Below are 16,820 nucleotides of genomic sequence, written 5' to 3' on the forward strand. Positions count from 1 at the left end.
ACGCCATGCTCGGCGCACCATAAAAAAGCCCACTCCGAGGAGTGGGCTTTGAGCATTTATATCCGCATATCAGCGATACACTTTAGGCGATTAAGCTTGAGAAGCTTTAACCTGAGCGTGTAGCTCTTGAACTGAAGTTACTGACGTTTTCGCGTCTGCAGTGTGCGCCATACAAGTCGCGAATGCAGCGTTTAGCGTAGTCGTGTAGTTAACTTTCTCAGCAAGTGCACCACGACGAAGAACTTTAGAATCTTCAATCGCTTGACGGCCAGCTGCAGTGTTCACGATGTACGTGTACTCGTTGTTCTTGATACGGTCAAGAATGTGAGGACGACCTTCGTGTACCTTGTTTACTAGACGTGGGTTGATGCCCGCTTCGCCAAGGATAACCGCAGTACCGTGAGTTGCGTCTAGCTGGTAACCAAGCTTAGATAGCTTAGATGCTAGGTCAACAACACGCTCTTTGTCGCCTTCGCGAACAGAAAGAAGTGCACGACCGCCTTCTGGGTAGATGTTACCACAACCCAATTCAGCTTTAGAGTATGCTTCTGCGAACGTCGCACCAACACCCATAACTTCACCAGTAGAGCGCATTTCTGGGCCTAACAGTGGGTCAACACCAGGGAACTTGTTGAATGGAAGTACAACTTCTTTCACTGAGTAGTAAGGTGGGATGATTTCTTTCGTAAAGCCTTGAGACTCTAGAGATTGACCCGCCATTACACGAGCGGCAATCTTAGCGATTGGCGCACCAGTTGCTTTAGATACGAATGGAACCGTACGTGCTGCACGAGGGTTAACCTCGATTAGGTACACTTCATTGTTCTTAACAGCAAACTGCGTGTTCATCAGACCACGAACACCCAACTCGAACGCTAGCTTTTCAACTTGCTCGCGCATTACGTCTTGGATTTCTTGGCTTAGCGTGTATGCAGGAAGAGAACATGCTGAGTCACCAGAGTGAACACCCGCTTGCTCGATGTGCTCCATAATACCGCCGATTACAACGCGCTCACCGTCACAAATCGCATCTACGTCTACTTCAACAGCGTCATCTAGGAAGCTATCAAGTAGTACTGGAGATTCGTTTGATACGCTAACTGCTTCGTTGAAGTAGCGACGTAGGTCTTGCTCGTCGTATACGATTTCCATCGCACGACCACCAAGTACGTAAGAAGGACGTACAACCAGTGGGAAGCCGATTTCACGAGATTTCTCTACCGCTTGCTCCATTGTTGTTACTGTCGCGTTTTCTGGTTGAAGTAGGCCTAGACGGTCTACAGCAACTTGGAAACGCTCACGGTCTTCTGCACGGTCGATTGCGTCTGGGCTAGTACCGATGATTGGTACGCCAGCAGCTTCAAGAGCACGTGCCAGTTTAAGTGGCGTTTGACCACCGTACTGAACGATAACGCCTTTTGGCTTCTCAACACGAGCGATTGCTAGTACGTCTTCCAGAGTTACTGGTTCGAAGTACAGACGGTCAGACGTATCGTAGTCTGTAGAAACTGTCTCAGGGTTACAGTTAACCATGATAGTTTCGTAGCCATCTTCACGTAGCGCTAGTGATGCGTGTACACAACAGTAGTCAAATTCAATGCCTTGGCCGATACGGTTTGGACCGCCGCCTAGAATCATGATTTTTTCTTTGTCTGTTGGGTTTGCTTCACACTCGTCATCGTAAGATGAGTACATGTAAGCCGTATCTGAAGAGAACTCAGCTGCACACGTATCTACACGCTTGTATACCGGGTGGATATCGTATTGGTCACGTAGACGACGGATTTCGCTTTCCGCTACACCTAGAATCTTAGATAGGCGCGCATCAGCAAAACCTTTACGCTTAAGCTTGTTTAGCTCGTCTTTATTTAGACCAGCAAAGCCTTTCGCTTTAAGTTCTTGCTCTAGCTTAACGATGTCTTCGATTTGAACTAGGAACCAACGGTCGATTTGCGTTAGGTTGAATACACCATCTACCGACATACCAGCACGGAATGCGTCAGCGATGTACCAAATACGCTCTGCGCCAGCTTCTTTAAGTTCGTGACGGATAGTCGTTAGAGCATCTGGTGCGTCTAGGTCTACCATTTCGTCAAAACCAGTCGCGCCAACTTCTAGGCCGCGAAGTGCTTTTTGTAGAGATTCTTGTTGGTTACGGCCGATAGCCATAACTTCACCAACCGACTTCATTTGCGTCGTTAGGCGGTCGTTAGCACCTGCAAACTTCTCGAAGTTAAAACGAGGAATCTTAGTTACTACGTAGTCGATTGTTGGTTCGAATGATGCTGGAGTTGCGCCGCCAGTGATGTCATTCATTAGCTCGTCTAGCGTGAAGCCAACAGCCAGTTTCGCTGCAATCTTAGCGATTGGGAAACCTGTTGCTTTAGAAGCTAGTGCAGAAGAGCGAGATACACGTGGGTTCATCTCGATGATAACCATACGGCCATCTTTCGGGTTGATACCAAACTGTACGTTTGAACCACCTGTTTCAACACCAATCTCACGCAGTACTGCTAGAGATGCGTTACGCATTAGTTGGTATTCTTTATCTGTCAGCGTTTGAGCTGGAGCCACAGTGATTGAGTCACCTGTGTGAATACCCATTGGGTCGAAGTTTTCAATCGCACATACGATGATGCAGTTGTCGTTTTTGTCACGAACCACTTCCATCTCGTACTCTTTCCAACCGATAAGTGATTCATCGATAAGAAGTTCATTAGTTGGAGATAGATCCAAACCACGACGACAGATTTCTTCAAATTCTTCTTTGTTGTAAGCGATACCGCCACCAGTACCACCCATCGTGAACGATGGACGAATGATACAAGGGAAGCCAACCATGTCTAAAACTTTGTAAGCTTCTTCCATCGTTTTCGCTGTATCAGCAGTTGGACACTCAAGGCCAATTGCTTTCATTGCTTTATCGAAGCGTGAACGGTCTTCTGCTTTATCGATAGCGTCAGCCGTTGCACCAATCATTTCAACACCGAACTCTTCAAGAACGCCGTGCTTTTCTAGGTCTAGAGCACAGTTCAATGCAGTTTGGCCACCCATAGTAGGTAGAACTGCATCAGGCTTCTCTTTAGCGATGATGTTACGCACAACTTCCCATTGGATAGGCTCGATGTAAGTTGCATCTGCCATGTCTGGGTCAGTCATGATTGTCGCTGGGTTCGAGTTTACAAGAATAACTCGGTAACCTTCTTCGCGAAGCGCTTTACAAGCTTGAGCACCAGAGTAATCGAACTCACATGCTTGGCCGATAACGATCGGGCCAGCACCTAGAATAAGAATACTTTTAATGTCAGTACGTTTTGGCATTGTCTACTACTCCGAATTACGCTGTGTGCTGTTTGATTAGTTCAATAAAGTGGTCGAATAACGGCGCTGCGTCTTCTGGACCTGGGCTTGCTTCAGGGTGACCTTGGAAGCTGAATGCTGGTTTGTCTGTACGGTGAATACCTTGTAGAGAACCATCAAATAGTGATTTGTGCGTTGCACGTAGTGTCTCTGGAAGGGTTTCTTCGTCAGCAGCAAAGCCGTGGTTTTGCGAAGTAATCATCACAACATCACGATCTAAATCTTTAACCGGGTGGTTTGCGCCGTGGTGACCAAACTTCATCTTCACTGTCTTAGCGCCTGACGCAAGAGCAAGAATCTGGTGACCTAGACAGATACCGAAGATTGGTAAGCCTTTTTCTAGGAACACTTTTGTCGCTTCAATTGCGTAAGTACATGGTTCTGGGTCACCAGGGCCATTTGAAAGGAAAACACCGTCTGGGTTCAGAGCAAGTACTTCTTCAGCTGAAGTCTCAGCAGGAACAACCGTTAGGCGGCAGCCGCGGTCAACAAGCATTCGTAGGATGTTTCGTTTTGCACCGAAGTCATAAGCAACAACGTGGTATGGCAATTCTGAGTCTGATTTCGCTTCAGGAAGTCCACCCGTAAGCGTCCACGAACCTTGTTTCCATTGATACGCTTCTTTTGTTGTAACTTCTTTCGCAAGGTCCATACCTTTCAGGCCAGGGAATTCTTTTGCTTTAGCAAGAGCTAGAGCTTCGTCTAGGTTTCCGTCGTTTACTGAAGAGCCAGCTACAATACAACCGTTCTGTGCGCCTTTTTCACGAAGAATACGCGTCAACTTACGAGTATCAATATCAGCGATACCAACAACGTTTTGCGACTTAAGGTAATCAGAAAGGGATTGTTCATTACGGAAGTTAGAAGCGATTAGAGGGAGATCGCGAATCACAAGGCCTTGAGCGTGGATTGAAGAAGATTCTTCGTCTTCGGAATTGGTTCCGGTATTGCCAATGTGAGGGTAAGTAAGGGTAACGATTTGTTGAGAATAGGAAGGATCAGTGAGGATTTCTTGGTACCCCGTCATCGAGGTATTAAAAACGACTTCACCAACTGCAGAACCTACAGCGCCAATGGCTTCACCGTGAAATACTGTCCCATCTTCTAGGACGAGTAGTGCTGACTTCTTCAAGACAACCTCCAGAAATAAAAATGCATTAAAATTGATTTAATTTGCAAATCTACCTTCCTGCAACACCAAAAACTGCGTGTTTATGGAAATTAGACAAATTGGCGGTATTTTAGTGATCTGCGTGATACGTGTCAACATTTAACTCAAAAGAAATTAAACATTTGTAAGGACTAATTCAATTTACCCCCTCAAAGCTCCAAAAGTTCAACTTTCATACGCATTTAGCTCGAATATTACGATTTTCTAATTTTCACCCCTCATTTTAGCCAACCATAGAGTGATAAAAATATCAGCAACAAAACGCAATCGATAAATACCAAGAGAAAACATGACAATTTAAAGATCTAAAACAAAAAACACACTAAAGACCACATAAACAGCATAGAAATGGAGTCAAAAAGGCGATAAGAAGAAAGTAGAAGGAAGATCGGAGAAGTGAGATTACTAAGGAAAAGGCACCAAATAAAGAAAGCGCCGGCAATTGCCAGCGCATAAATATCTATTTATAGGTCATTCAAACCAAGCACATCCGTCATGGTATAAAAGCCTGCTGGTTTATCATTTAACCAAACCGCGGCCTTGATTGCGCCATTAGCAAAGGTCATTCGATCAGTGGCTTTATGGGTAATTTCCACTCGTTCACCGATATCAGCAAACATAGCGGTGTGTTCACCAATAATGTCACCGGCACGAATCGTCGCGAAACCAATCTCATCTTTAGTGCGCTCGCCAGTAATACCCTCGCGTGACCATACAGCTACATCGTTCAGCTCGTTGCCCATAGCACCCGCAATAGCTTCGCCCATACCAATCGCAGTACCTGACGGTGCATCGACTTTATGACGGTGATGAGCCTCAACGATCTCGACATCACAGTAATCGCCCATCACTTTAGCGGCCTTCTCTAGCAGCTTAAAGACCAGGTTCACACCAACGCTGTAGTTAGGTGCCATTACGATAGCCATCTCTTTTGAAGCAGCATCAATCACCTGCTTCTCTTCTTCAGAGAAGCCCGTTGTACCGATGATCAGTTTTTTACCGTGACGTTTACAAAGTTCAATATTCGCTAATGTGCTAACAGGGGCAGTAAAATCGACAATCACATCAAACTCTTCGATGGCTTTAGACAAATCATCGACTAAAGCAACATCAAAACGACCTTCACCGCATAACTCGCCGACATCTACGCCGACCAAAGATGACTCTGGACGCTCTGAACCAGCTCCAACACTTGCTTCTGAATTATGATGAGCGGCTTTCACCAAGTTGCGGCCCATGCGGCCCGCTGCTCCTGCAATTGCAATTCTTACCACTGCGAATATCTCCATTGTTTTGGTTACCGTTGCCACTTATCTCTTGCAGCAACGTTCAATCGATTAATCTCTTTAAACTAACAACAATCTCAAACTCAGGCTAGCAATTACGAAAACTCTTTTATTACTCGCTCTAAAATTGGCACATTTGCCTCTGGGAAGGCGTATTGATTCAATGATTCTAGGCTTACCCATTCACCTTGCTGACCTTCTTTACCATAAGGCTGCTCTTCAAAATCAGTCACGAGAATGAAATCGAACTTAAGTGACTTATCGGTGTAATCAAATTCAAGATGCTCAAACAGAGACTGCTCGGTCACCTTGATACCGACCTCTTCATCAAGCTCGCGAGTCATCGCTTGCTCAATAGTTTCGCCCTCTTCAACCTTGCCACCTGGAAATTCCCAGAAGCCACCTTTGTGCTTGTCATCTGGACGCTTAGTGATAAAGACCTGTGACTTATCTTGATTGAAGATAATACCCGCTACGATATGGATTCTTTTCATTGATGGTGTTCCTTAATAAAACGCTGAACTCACATAGTCCCTAAATACGTCATCCTCAAGAAAGAGGAACGACTGAGTTGGGGATCTAAAACTACGCGAGCCTAACTAAACAAGATTCCCTACTACGCTCACTCCTCGCTATAGGGAATGACAACTTCCTTGCGTAACAAAGTAAGCCATGAAATTTACATACAAAAAGAGCCGCCTAAGCGACTCTTTATATTCTATTTGTCAGTTTTATGAAGCTAAGTTGTAGTGTATGAGAGCAAGGCGGTGGTACGGAGCTTACGACTGTAAGTGAGTACCACCAACGCAGCTATCATGCGCTACAGCAACGATTCATTAAACTTACGCGATTTTACCGTGACACTGCTTGTACTTCTTACCGCTACCACATGGGCATGGCTCGTTACGGCCAACTTTACGCTCGTCACGCACTACCGTTTGTGGAGATGCCGCTTCAGCTTCATCGTCAGCTAGCTGGTTTTCAGCTGTTGCATGTTGCGCTTGTGCACGACGCGCCGCTTCTTCAGCTTGAGCTTGACGTTGAGCTTCCATCTTTTCAACTTCTTCTTGTTGCTGAACGCGCACTTTAGAAAGGATGGTAACAACGTCTGTTTTCAGTACATCTAGTAGGCCTTCAAACAGTTCAAACGACTCGCGCTTGTACTCTTGTTTCGGGTTCTTCTGAGCATAACCACGTAAGTGGATACCTTGACGAAGGTGATCCATCGCAGCCAAGTGCTCTTTCCAAAGGCCGTCTAGCGTTTGTAGCATCACAGATTTCTCGAAGTTACGCAGTACTTGAGCACCAACCACTTCTTCTTTCTGTTTGTACGAATCAACCGCCATAGCAAGAATACGCTCACGCAATGCTTCTTCATAAAGCTTGTCGTCTTCGTCTAACCAACCTTGAATATCAAAGTCTAGATCGAAGTCATTCTTCAGACGATCTTGCAGACCCGCGATATCCCACATATCTTCAAGAGACTGAGGTGCGATGTATTCATCAATCACTGATGCCAATACATCTTCACGGTTGTGTTCGATCATCTCGCTGATATCGTCAGAGCTCATCAGTTCATCACGAAGCTCATAAACCACTTTACGTTGGTCATTGGCTACATCATCGTACTCAAGAAGCTGCTTACGAATATCGAAGTTACGACCTTCAACTTTACGTTGTGCTTTTTCAATTGAGCGAGAAAGCATCTTAGATTCGATCGCTTCGCCTTCGTCCATACCACTTTGGATAAGACCAGCCATACGATCCGATGTGAAGATACGTAGCAGAGAATCTTCCATTGATAGGTAGAAACGAGAAGAACCCGCATCACCTTGACGACCAGAACGACCACGTAGCTGGTTGTCGATACGGCGAGATTCATGACGCTCAGTACCAATGATGTGCAGACCACCTGACTCAAGCACTTTATCGTGGATTACTCTCCAGTCAGCTTTGATCTTCTCGAACTGCTCTTTGGTTGGATTCTCTAGCTTCTCAACTTGTGCCTGCCAGCTACCACCTAATACGATATCGGTACCACGACCAGCCATGTTAGTTGCGATAGTTACCGCACTCGGCATACCAGCTTGTGCAACGATCTCTGCTTCCATTTCGTGGAATTTAGCATTTAGAACGCTGTGCTTAATTTTTGCTTTTTTCAGTGCGTTAGACAGTAGTTCAGACTTCTCGATAGAAACCGTACCAACCAATGATGGCTGACCAGCAGCTACACGGTCTTTGATGTCTTCAATGATCGCATTGAACTTGTCTTCTTCGGTACGATAAACCACATCTGGCATATCGTTACGAACCATAGGCTTGTTGGTTGGGATAACCACTGTTTCTAGGCCGTAGATAGACTGAAATTCGAAAGCTTCTGTATCGGCTGTACCTGTCATACCTGACAGTTTTTCGTATAGACGGAAGAAGTTCTGGAATGTAATCGATGCTAGCGTCTGGTTTTCATTCTGAATCTTCACACCTTCTTTAGCTTCAACAGCTTGGTGTAAACCTTCAGACCAACGACGACCTGGCATAGTACGACCAGTATGTTCATCAACGATAACCACTTCGCCTTCTTCAGTAACGATGTAGTCGACGTCTTTCTCAAACAGTACGTGTGCACGCAGCGCTGCATTAACATGGTGCAATAGGCTGATATTAGTTGGAGAGTAAAGCGTGTCACCCTCTTCCATCAGGCCGTTTTTGACCATTAGCTCTTCTACAAATTCTTGACCGTTTTCAGTCAGGTGAACCTGTTTCGATTTCTCGTCCATGGTGTAGTGACCTTCACCACGGTACTCTTCAGAATCTTCTTTATCTTGGCGCTCAAGGTTAGGGATCAACGTGTTAATACGCGTGTAAAGATCTGAACTATCTTCAGCTGGGCCAGAGATAATAAGTGGAGTACGAGCTTCATCGATTAAGATTGAGTCAACCTCATCGACAACAGCAAAGAAGCGCTCACGTTGAACACGATCTTCAGCACGGAAAGCCATGTTGTCACGTAGGTAATCGAAGCCAAACTCGTTGTTTGTTCCGTATAGGATATCCGCTTGGTACGCTTCTTTCTTCTCTGGTGGAGCCATGTTTGGCACGTTTACGCCAACAGTCATACCAAGGAATTCAAATAATGGGCGGTTTGTTTCCGCATCACGCTTCGCTAGGTAGTCGTTCACCGTTACTACGTGAACACCTTTGCTAGGTAGGGCGTTAAGATAAGCTGGTAGGGTTGCTGTAAGAGTCTTACCTTCACCAGTACGCATTTCTGCAATTTGGCCAGCATTTAGAACCATGCCACCAATCATTTGCACGTCAAAGTGACGCATGCCGTAAACACGCTTAGACGCTTCACGTACCGTAGCAAATGCTTCAGGTAGAAGTTGGTCTAGCGATTCACCTTTATCTAAGCGCTCACGAAATTCAACCGTTTTTGCTTTTAGTTCTTCGTCTGAAAGTGCTTCAAACGTTGGTTCGAAGTTATTAATTTCTTTTACAATTTTTCTAAGGCGGCGCAGTGTTCTGTCATTGCGACTGCCAATTACCTTTGTCAGCAGCTTAGTAATCATGTGCTTGGAATCTCTTCGTTCTCAGATCGTCCGCGATCTATTTTAAATGCCGTCAGTGTCTCTACTAGCTATGAACTAGTCTTCAGTTACTAACCAAGGATACTGAGATAAATCTAGTATCTTTGATATTGTACTTGAGAGTAGAGTTTTCAAGGCTTGAGTTAAAATTAATGCCCTTTAGTGTAAGTAATTTTCACACCAACAACCATTTATAACCCCATTTGTTTGATGTGCTTGGAACTTTTCTTTCTAATTGCTGATGGATTAGCCAGACTGCAGCTCATTGGGAGACAACTTTCGGATGTTGACGACACTGTATCTGGAAAATAGATACAAAAAAACCAGGTCAATGACCTGGTTTTCGAAATCTTATATTGCTGTAAACAACAATTACGCTAGAACCATTCCTGGTTCAGCAAATGCAACAGGAGAGCCTACTTCTTCTTCGAATGTTGCCCATTCCCAAGCTTCTGCGTCAGCAAGTACTGCACGTAGTAGTTGGTTGTTTAGGCCGTGACCTGATTTGTATGCACGAAACTCACCAATAATAGCGTGTCCACACATGTACAAGTCACCAATCGCATCTAGTACTTTATGAGTTACGAACTCATTGTCAAAACGTAGACCCTCTTCATTAAGAATTCGGTATTCGTCAAGTACGATAGCATTATCAAAGCTACCACCAAGTACTAGGTTTTGAGATTGTAGATACTCAATGTCGCGCATGAAGCCGAAAGTACGAGCGCGAGAGATTTCTTTCACAAAACCTTGTGAAGAGAAATCAAACAACAAACGTTGCTCATCAGATTCAATTGCAGGGTGGTTAAAGTCGATCTCAAAGTCCATACGGAAGCCGTTAAATGGAACAAACTCTGCCCACTTATCGCCATCTTCAAAACGGATAGGCTTTTTGATACGAATAAAACGCTTCGCTGCATTCAGTGTTTCTACACCCGCTTGCTGTAGCAAGTATACGAATGGGCTTGCGCTACCATCCATAATTGGGATTTCAGGAGCATCTACTTCAACAATAATGTTGTCGATGCCCATACCCGCTAAAGCTGCGTTAAGGTGTTCCACTGTAGAGATACGTACGCCTTCGTCATTAACAAGAGCTGTACATAGCATAGTGTCACGAACTGACGCTGGATCAGCTGGGAAATCTACAGGTGGATTTACATCTGTACGACGATAAACAATACCTGTATTTGCAGCTGCCGGGCGAAGAGTAAGTGTGACTTTACGACCAGAGTGGAGACCCACACCAGTTGTTTTCACAATTTCTTTCAGAGTACGTTGTCTGATCATCTGCTTGCCTCGTTATCAGTGCTACAAATCACGGTCAGTATTTACCGACCGCGAATTTTACCATTAATTCGACGATAGTCAAATTTTGGGTATTTGTTAATCAGCCTGACGTCGTAAGAATGCTGGAATATCTAAGTATCCACTCTCTTTCTCAGCCTTAGGTGCTGCACTTTGGCTAGCGCCTGTACCTGAAGAAACAGGTGACGTTGTTGGTTGCGGCTTAACTTGAGGTTTAACCTCAGTTTTTTCTTGCAATGGTTGTGCCACTTTCTCTTCCACTTTTGGTGCAGTTTGAGCCGCTACCTGTGGTTGAGGAGTTGGTGCAACCTTAGCTTTACCACCAGCAACTAATGTAATGTCTGGTTTTTTCTCTGTGCCGATACCTGTTGCAACAACAGTTACGCGGATTTCATCTGTCATATCAGGGTCTAGAGAAGTACCAATCACAACTGTTGCATTATCAGATGCGAATGCCTTAACTGTATTACCTACTGTTTCGAACTCATCTAGACGCATATCTAGGCCTGCAGTGATGTTCACAAGAACGCCACGCGCGCCAGCTAGGTCGATGTCTTCTAGTAGTGGGCTAGAAATTGCTGTTTCAGCAGCTTCTTCAGCACGGTCTTCACCTTTTGCGATACCGCTACCCATCATTGCATGACCCATCTCAGACATTACGGTGCGAACATCCGCGAAATCGACGTTAATCATACCAGGGCGAGTAATTAGCTCAGCGATACCTTGTACAGCGTTTTTAAGTACATCATTTGCACTTGCGAAAGCTTCTAGCAGAGTTACGCCGCGGCCAAGTACTTTAAGTAGCTTTTCATTTGGAATCGTAATTAATGAATCCACATGTTTAGAAAGCTCTTCAATACCTTGCTCAGCAAACGCTAAACGCTTTTTGCCTTCAAAGCTAAATGGCTTAGTTACAACAGCAACCGTCAGCACACCCAACTCTTTCGCAACTTCAGCAATAACTGGAGCAGCACCTGTACCAGTCCCACCGCCCATACCAGCTGCGATAAATACCATATCGGCGCCAGTTAGAACTTCTTTAATTCTTTCTCGATCTTCGAGAGCTGCATCACGGCCTACTTGTGGGTTTGCACCAGCGCCCAAACCTTTAGTGATATCACCACCAATTTGGATCACGCTGCTCACGCTTGTTTTACGAAGTGCTTGTGCATCAGTGTTAACACTGATGAATTCTACGCCTTCGATTGATTCACGTACCATGTGCTCAACAGCGTTACCGCCACCGCCACCAACTCCAACGACTTTAATTACTGCATCGTCAGACATTTCCATCATCGGTTCAAACATGTGTTATCTCCGTTTTTTCCTGCAACTCAGGTTAAAACTCTTTTTGTATCCAATTACGCAATTTGCCAAATAAACCAGACATAGAAGGTGCTGAACGCTTAGGTTCGCTGTAATCACCTTCATCACTGATCTGACAATCTCTTGCATAATGAAGTAAACCAACCGCCGTAGAATGATACGGCTCTTTAACATAGTCAGTTAAGCCACTAACTTCTAACGGCTTACCAACTCGAACTTGATTGCGGAAAACACGTTCCGCACACTCTACCAATCCGTCAATTTGTGCCGCTCCACCAGTGAGAACGACGCCAGCTGCAAGGTGGTGTTTAATACCTTCATCTCGTAGCTGTAATTGAACCGTATCAATAGTTTGGTTAACGAGACCCATAAGTTCAGTGTAACGTGGTTCAATCACTTCCGACAAAGTTTGTCGTTGCAAACTTCTCGATGGGCGACCACCAACACTTGGGACGTTAACAGAGTCATCCTTGCTTACGAGTTCACTCAGAGCGCAACCATGGTTTACTTTTATCTCTTCAGCATCGCTCACTGGCGTGCCGAAGGCGAAGGCAATATCACTGGTTACTGCATTTCCTGCGTAGGAAAAGACTTCTGTGTGTCGAAGTGCGCCGCCAGTCCAAATGGAAATATCCATTGTACCCGCACCGATATCGACAACACATACTCCAAGCTCTCTCTCGTCTTCAGTAATTACCGCATTGCTTGAGGCAAGTCCTGAAAACACGATTTGTTCTACTGTGAGACCACATCGTTCAACAGCTTTAATAATGTTTCTCGCCATGTCGCTATGGCAAGAAATTAGGTGAACACTGACTTCCATTCGAACACCAGATAAGCCAAGTGGGTTCTTAATCCCTTCTTGATAATCAATGGTAAATTCTTGTGGGATCACGTGCAGAATTCTCTGCTCATCACCTATTTTAATTGATTTCGCGGTATGGATCGCTCGATCCATATCGTCTTGAGACACCTCTTCATCAGAGATAGTGCCCATGCCTTTTTCAATTCGGCTTGCGATATGTTTACCCGATAGCGAGATAAATACATTGCTGATTTGGCATTCCGCCATCAACTCTGCTTGATCAATAGCTCGCTGAACCGACTTAACTACCGACTCTAGGTCGTTTACACCACCTTTATCCATACCTCTGGATGGGCTTTGCCCTGAACCAATGATATTGATTTGACCATCAGGCAATATTTCACCAACTAGAGCTGATATGGTCGCAGTGCCTATATCAAGACCAACGATTATGTTGTCATCTGCGGTCTTAGTCATCTGTGCTCTCTTCTAACTCTTGCTCTGGAAACCAGCCTACAGCGGCTCCCGTATCATACCTGAGGTCGATGTAGCTCACTTGATTCGCTTTACTACCAAGTTCGTTGTAAAGCGAAATGAAGCGTTCAACACGCTCATCTAAAGAATCTTTACCTAGTTCTAAACGGATACCGTTATCTAGGATTATTTGCCAAGCGCGACGCTCATTGAGAACGAGCGAGGTAACGGTTAACCCTAGATTGTTAATCAAAGGAGTTATTTGTCGCCACTTTTCTATCACTTTTTGGCTGGTGCCGTCTGGGCCGTAAAGCTTGACTCTATCGCCCTTCAAAAGACCGATATCACCATTAAACACCTGACCATTATCATTTAACAGCATGTTACCGTTCCAGATTGCTGCTGCATGATACTCAGTCAAAAATACTTTTATTGTGTCTGGCCACTGCTTACGAATGGACACCACTGAAACCCAAGGTAACGCTTCTAAACTGTCTTGCAACACACCGATGTCTTGCGACATGAACGTTCCAATATGCTCTAGCTCGCCAAAGGCATGTTGAACATCACCAGCAGTTACGTAAGTTAAGTCGCCTTGAAGTACTATTTTGGAGAGAGGCAATCGCTGATCGTCCCACATCCAAGTTAGTGTGGTATAGAAAAGAAACCCAATGAATAGCAATACCATGACAAAAAAAGACCCGCCTAAGGCGTGTTTCTTGAGCGACGGTAAACTGAATAGGTGGCGGTTTTCGCTAAAAGTACTTTCTACCAAAGCCCGCATTCCCTGTCGTTGGTTCGCAATTCTATTCCCTATCTTCGTAATAGAGGTAAAAGCACTTACTTTAACCTATGAATTATACTGAGCAAAATCAAACTATCAAACGTTGATAATAAGATTTTTGGTCAATTTTAGGTCAATCGCAAGAAGTGAGCGATTGACCACAGTCTGTAGACAGTATTCTGTTACGCGTTCTGCATTTTATTAATGTCTAACTGTAACGATTCCAACTGCTTCGCTACTCGACCAACATCGCCTGCACCCTGCGTTAAAACAAGGTCACCGCCTTGAATTACGTTGGCTAAAGCCGATGGCAGTGCGTTGATATCGGCAACAAAGATTGGGTCTATCTTACCACGCCCACGAATAGTTCGACTTAATGAACGTCCGTCAGCCCCTGCAATAGGTTTCTCACCTGCAGAATAAACATCTAACAGAATTAGGACATCAACCTGCTCAAGAACGTTCGCGAAATCATCATACAGATCGCGAGTACGGCTATAACGGTGCGGTTGGAAGATCATAACAAGACGTTTATCAGTCCAGCCACTACGAGCAGCTTGAATCGTCACATCAACTTCGGTTGGGTGATGACCGTAATCATCGACCAGCATTGCAACGCCTTTACCTGTTTCATACTCACCTAGGTGATCGAAACGGCGACCCGTGCCTTCCGTTCCCGCCATCGCTTTGAGAATCGCTTCATCGCTGATGTCATCTTCTGTTGCAACAGTAATCGCAGCCGATGCATTCAATGCGTTGTGGCGACCTGGAATGTTCAACGTGATATCTAAGTTAGCTTTACCTTCACGTACAACCGTAAACTTGCCTTGTTGACCTTCTTGTACGTAGTTTTCAATACGAATATCTGCGTCTTCAGAGAAGCCGTAAGTAATCACTTGGCGGCTCACCTGAGGGATAAGTTCACGTACAACAGGATCATCTACACACATCACAGCCTGGCCGTAGAACGGCAGGTTGTGTAGGAAATCGATAAATGTCTGCTTTAGCGTTTCGAAATCGCCGCCGTAGGTATCCATATGATCCGCTTCAATGTTAGTTACGATACTAACCATAGGTTGCAGATGTAAAAATGAAGCATCACTCTCATCGGCTTCAGCGATAAGAATACGGCTTGAACCTAAACGTGCGTTAGTGCCAGCACTTTTAACCAAACCACCGTTTACGAAGGTTGGATCTAGGCCGGCTTCCGAGTAAATCTGTGTCACTAGCGCAGTCGTGGTTGTTTTACCGTGCGTACCTGCCACAGCAATACCGTGACGAAAACGCATCAGCTCAGCCAGCATTTCTGCACGACGAACGATCGGTGTGCGCGCTTCACGAGCTGCAATAATTTCTGGGTTTTCTTCGTTGATAGCGGTTGAAACAACCACCACACTTGCGTCGGCAACGTTACTCGCTTGGTGACCGATATAAACGGTCGCACCCTTGCTAACTAAACGATCAGTCACTGGGTTTTGAGCAATATCAGAACCCGTGATCTGGTAGCCTTCATTTAGCAAGACTTCAGCAATCCCGCTCATTCCGGCACCACCAATACCAATGAAGTGGATAGATTTAACACGGCGCATCTCTGGCACCATTGCACGGATTTGCGCTAAGTCTTGGGTATGTTCAATCGTCATCAATTCAATCTCATTATTTTGCTAAAGCTTTAATCGCTTCAGCGACGGTCACATCAGCATCAAGCTTGGCGGCTTGACGAGCTTTTGTTGCCATCATTTTTAATTCATTTCTATCAAGCTGCGCGATAGTGTTCGCTAGCTTATCAGCCGTTAGTTGAGGCTGTTCAATCATTAACGCTGCGCCACATTCAACTAAATGGTCGGCATTCAACGCTTGTTGTCTGTCTTTGTGCATAAACGGAACGAAGATAGAACCGACACCTGCCGCAGACACTTCTGATACGGTTAATGCACCTGAGCGACACACTAATAGATCTGCCCACTCATAAGCTTGCGCCACATCATCAATAAATTCAGTCACTTGAACATTACCAACAGAATGTGATTTGTATTGCTCAATAACTTGTTGTTGATTGTTCTTACCCGCTTGGTGCATCACAGTGAAGCCTTCACCAAGCTGCGCCATCGTTACTGGCAAGGTATCGTTTAGGATTTTTGCGCCCTGACTGCCGCCCATAACCAAGATGCGGATGTCACCATCACGCTCAGCCATGCGTTGCTCGGGTTCAGCTAAGGCAACCACATCTTCGCGTACTGGGTTACCCACCACTTCTGCAGTAGGAAACGCACCAGGGAAAGCTTGGAAAACCTTTTTAGCAATCTTAGACAGCCATTGGTTGGTTAAACCTGCCACTGCATTTTGTTCATGGAGAACCACTGGAATGCCAGACAACCATGCCGCGATACCACCCGGGCCACTCACGTAGCCACCCATACCAAGTACCACATCAGGCTGCCATGCTTTGATGTGTTGCCTTGCTTGAAGTATGGCATTAATAATCTGGAACGGCGCTTTAATTAACTTGCTAATGCCTTGACCACGCAGGCCTTTCACTTTGATGAAGTCGATTTCAATGCCATGCTTTGGCACTAAATCCGCTTCCATTCTGTCTGCTGTGCCTAACCAGCGAATTTCCCAACCTTGTTGCTGAAGCTTTTTCGCTACTGCTAACCCTGGGAAAACGTGACCGCCAGTACCACCAGCCATCACTAAAAGTTTTTTGTTTTGTTTCATC

General features: G+C 45.2%; 11 protein-coding genes. All 11 read right to left on the reverse strand.

Going from position 1 to position 16,820, the window contains the following annotated elements; translation table 11 throughout:
- Positions 1–90: 90 nt before the first annotated feature.
- Complete coding sequence (gene carB / locus AB4167_RS10180) at positions 91–3,321, reverse strand: carbamoyl-phosphate synthase large subunit (protein ID WP_017059294.1); 3,231 nt, start codon at positions 3,319–3,321, stop codon at positions 91–93.
- 16 nt (positions 3,322–3,337) lie between these two features.
- Positions 3,338–4,492: a glutamine-hydrolyzing carbamoyl-phosphate synthase small subunit gene (gene carA / locus AB4167_RS10185; protein WP_102319697.1), complete on the reverse strand. Its 1,155-nt coding sequence runs from the start codon at positions 4,490–4,492 to the stop codon at positions 3,338–3,340.
- A gap of 503 nt (positions 4,493–4,995) precedes the next feature.
- Entirely contained in the window at positions 4,996–5,820 is an 825-nt protein-coding gene (dapB, locus tag AB4167_RS10190; RefSeq protein ID WP_020628676.1) for a 4-hydroxy-tetrahydrodipicolinate reductase, read from the reverse strand.
- A 92-nt stretch (positions 5,821–5,912) separates the two neighbouring features.
- Complete coding sequence (gene mutT, locus AB4167_RS10195) at positions 5,913–6,311, reverse strand: 8-oxo-dGTP diphosphatase MutT (protein ID WP_017062897.1); 399 nt, start codon at positions 6,309–6,311, stop codon at positions 5,913–5,915.
- A 348-nt stretch (positions 6,312–6,659) separates the two neighbouring features.
- Positions 6,660–9,386 (reverse strand): preprotein translocase subunit SecA, encoded by a 2,727-nt coding sequence (secA, locus tag AB4167_RS10200; RefSeq protein ID WP_372136488.1) that lies wholly within the window; start codon positions 9,384–9,386, stop codon positions 6,660–6,662.
- Between the two features lie 390 nt (positions 9,387–9,776).
- Positions 9,777–10,694 carry a UDP-3-O-acyl-N-acetylglucosamine deacetylase gene (gene lpxC, locus AB4167_RS10205; protein WP_010434751.1) on the reverse strand — a complete coding sequence of 306 codons (918 nt, stop codon included), beginning with the start codon at positions 10,692–10,694 and terminating at the stop codon, positions 9,777–9,779.
- 96 nt (positions 10,695–10,790) lie between these two features.
- Positions 10,791–12,020, reverse strand: coding sequence for a cell division protein FtsZ (gene ftsZ / locus AB4167_RS10210; RefSeq protein ID WP_017059291.1), 1,230 nt, complete (start codon positions 12,018–12,020; stop codon positions 10,791–10,793).
- A 31-nt stretch (positions 12,021–12,051) separates the two neighbouring features.
- A complete protein-coding gene (gene ftsA, locus AB4167_RS10215) occupies positions 12,052–13,320 on the reverse strand; it encodes a cell division protein FtsA (protein WP_010434747.1) in 1,269 nt (422 codons plus the stop codon).
- Positions 13,313–14,005 (reverse strand): cell division protein FtsQ/DivIB, encoded by a 693-nt coding sequence (locus AB4167_RS10220; RefSeq protein WP_004729846.1) that lies wholly within the window; start codon positions 14,003–14,005, stop codon positions 13,313–13,315. The genes ftsA and AB4167_RS10220 overlap by 8 nt, the downstream gene beginning before the upstream one ends.
- 278 nt (positions 14,006–14,283) lie before the next feature.
- Positions 14,284–15,744 (reverse strand): UDP-N-acetylmuramate--L-alanine ligase, encoded by a 1,461-nt coding sequence (gene murC, locus AB4167_RS10225; RefSeq protein WP_372136489.1) that lies wholly within the window; start codon positions 15,742–15,744, stop codon positions 14,284–14,286.
- A 13-nt stretch (positions 15,745–15,757) separates the two neighbouring features.
- Complete coding sequence (gene murG, locus AB4167_RS10230; protein ID WP_017062898.1) at positions 15,758–16,819, reverse strand: undecaprenyldiphospho-muramoylpentapeptide beta-N-acetylglucosaminyltransferase; 1,062 nt, start codon at positions 16,817–16,819, stop codon at positions 15,758–15,760.
- Position 16,820 lies beyond the last annotated feature (1 nt).

It is taken from the genome of Vibrio sp. 10N.286.49.E11, from assembly GCF_041469505.1.
Classification (GTDB): Bacteria; Pseudomonadota; Gammaproteobacteria; order Enterobacterales; family Vibrionaceae; genus Vibrio; species Vibrio crassostreae_C.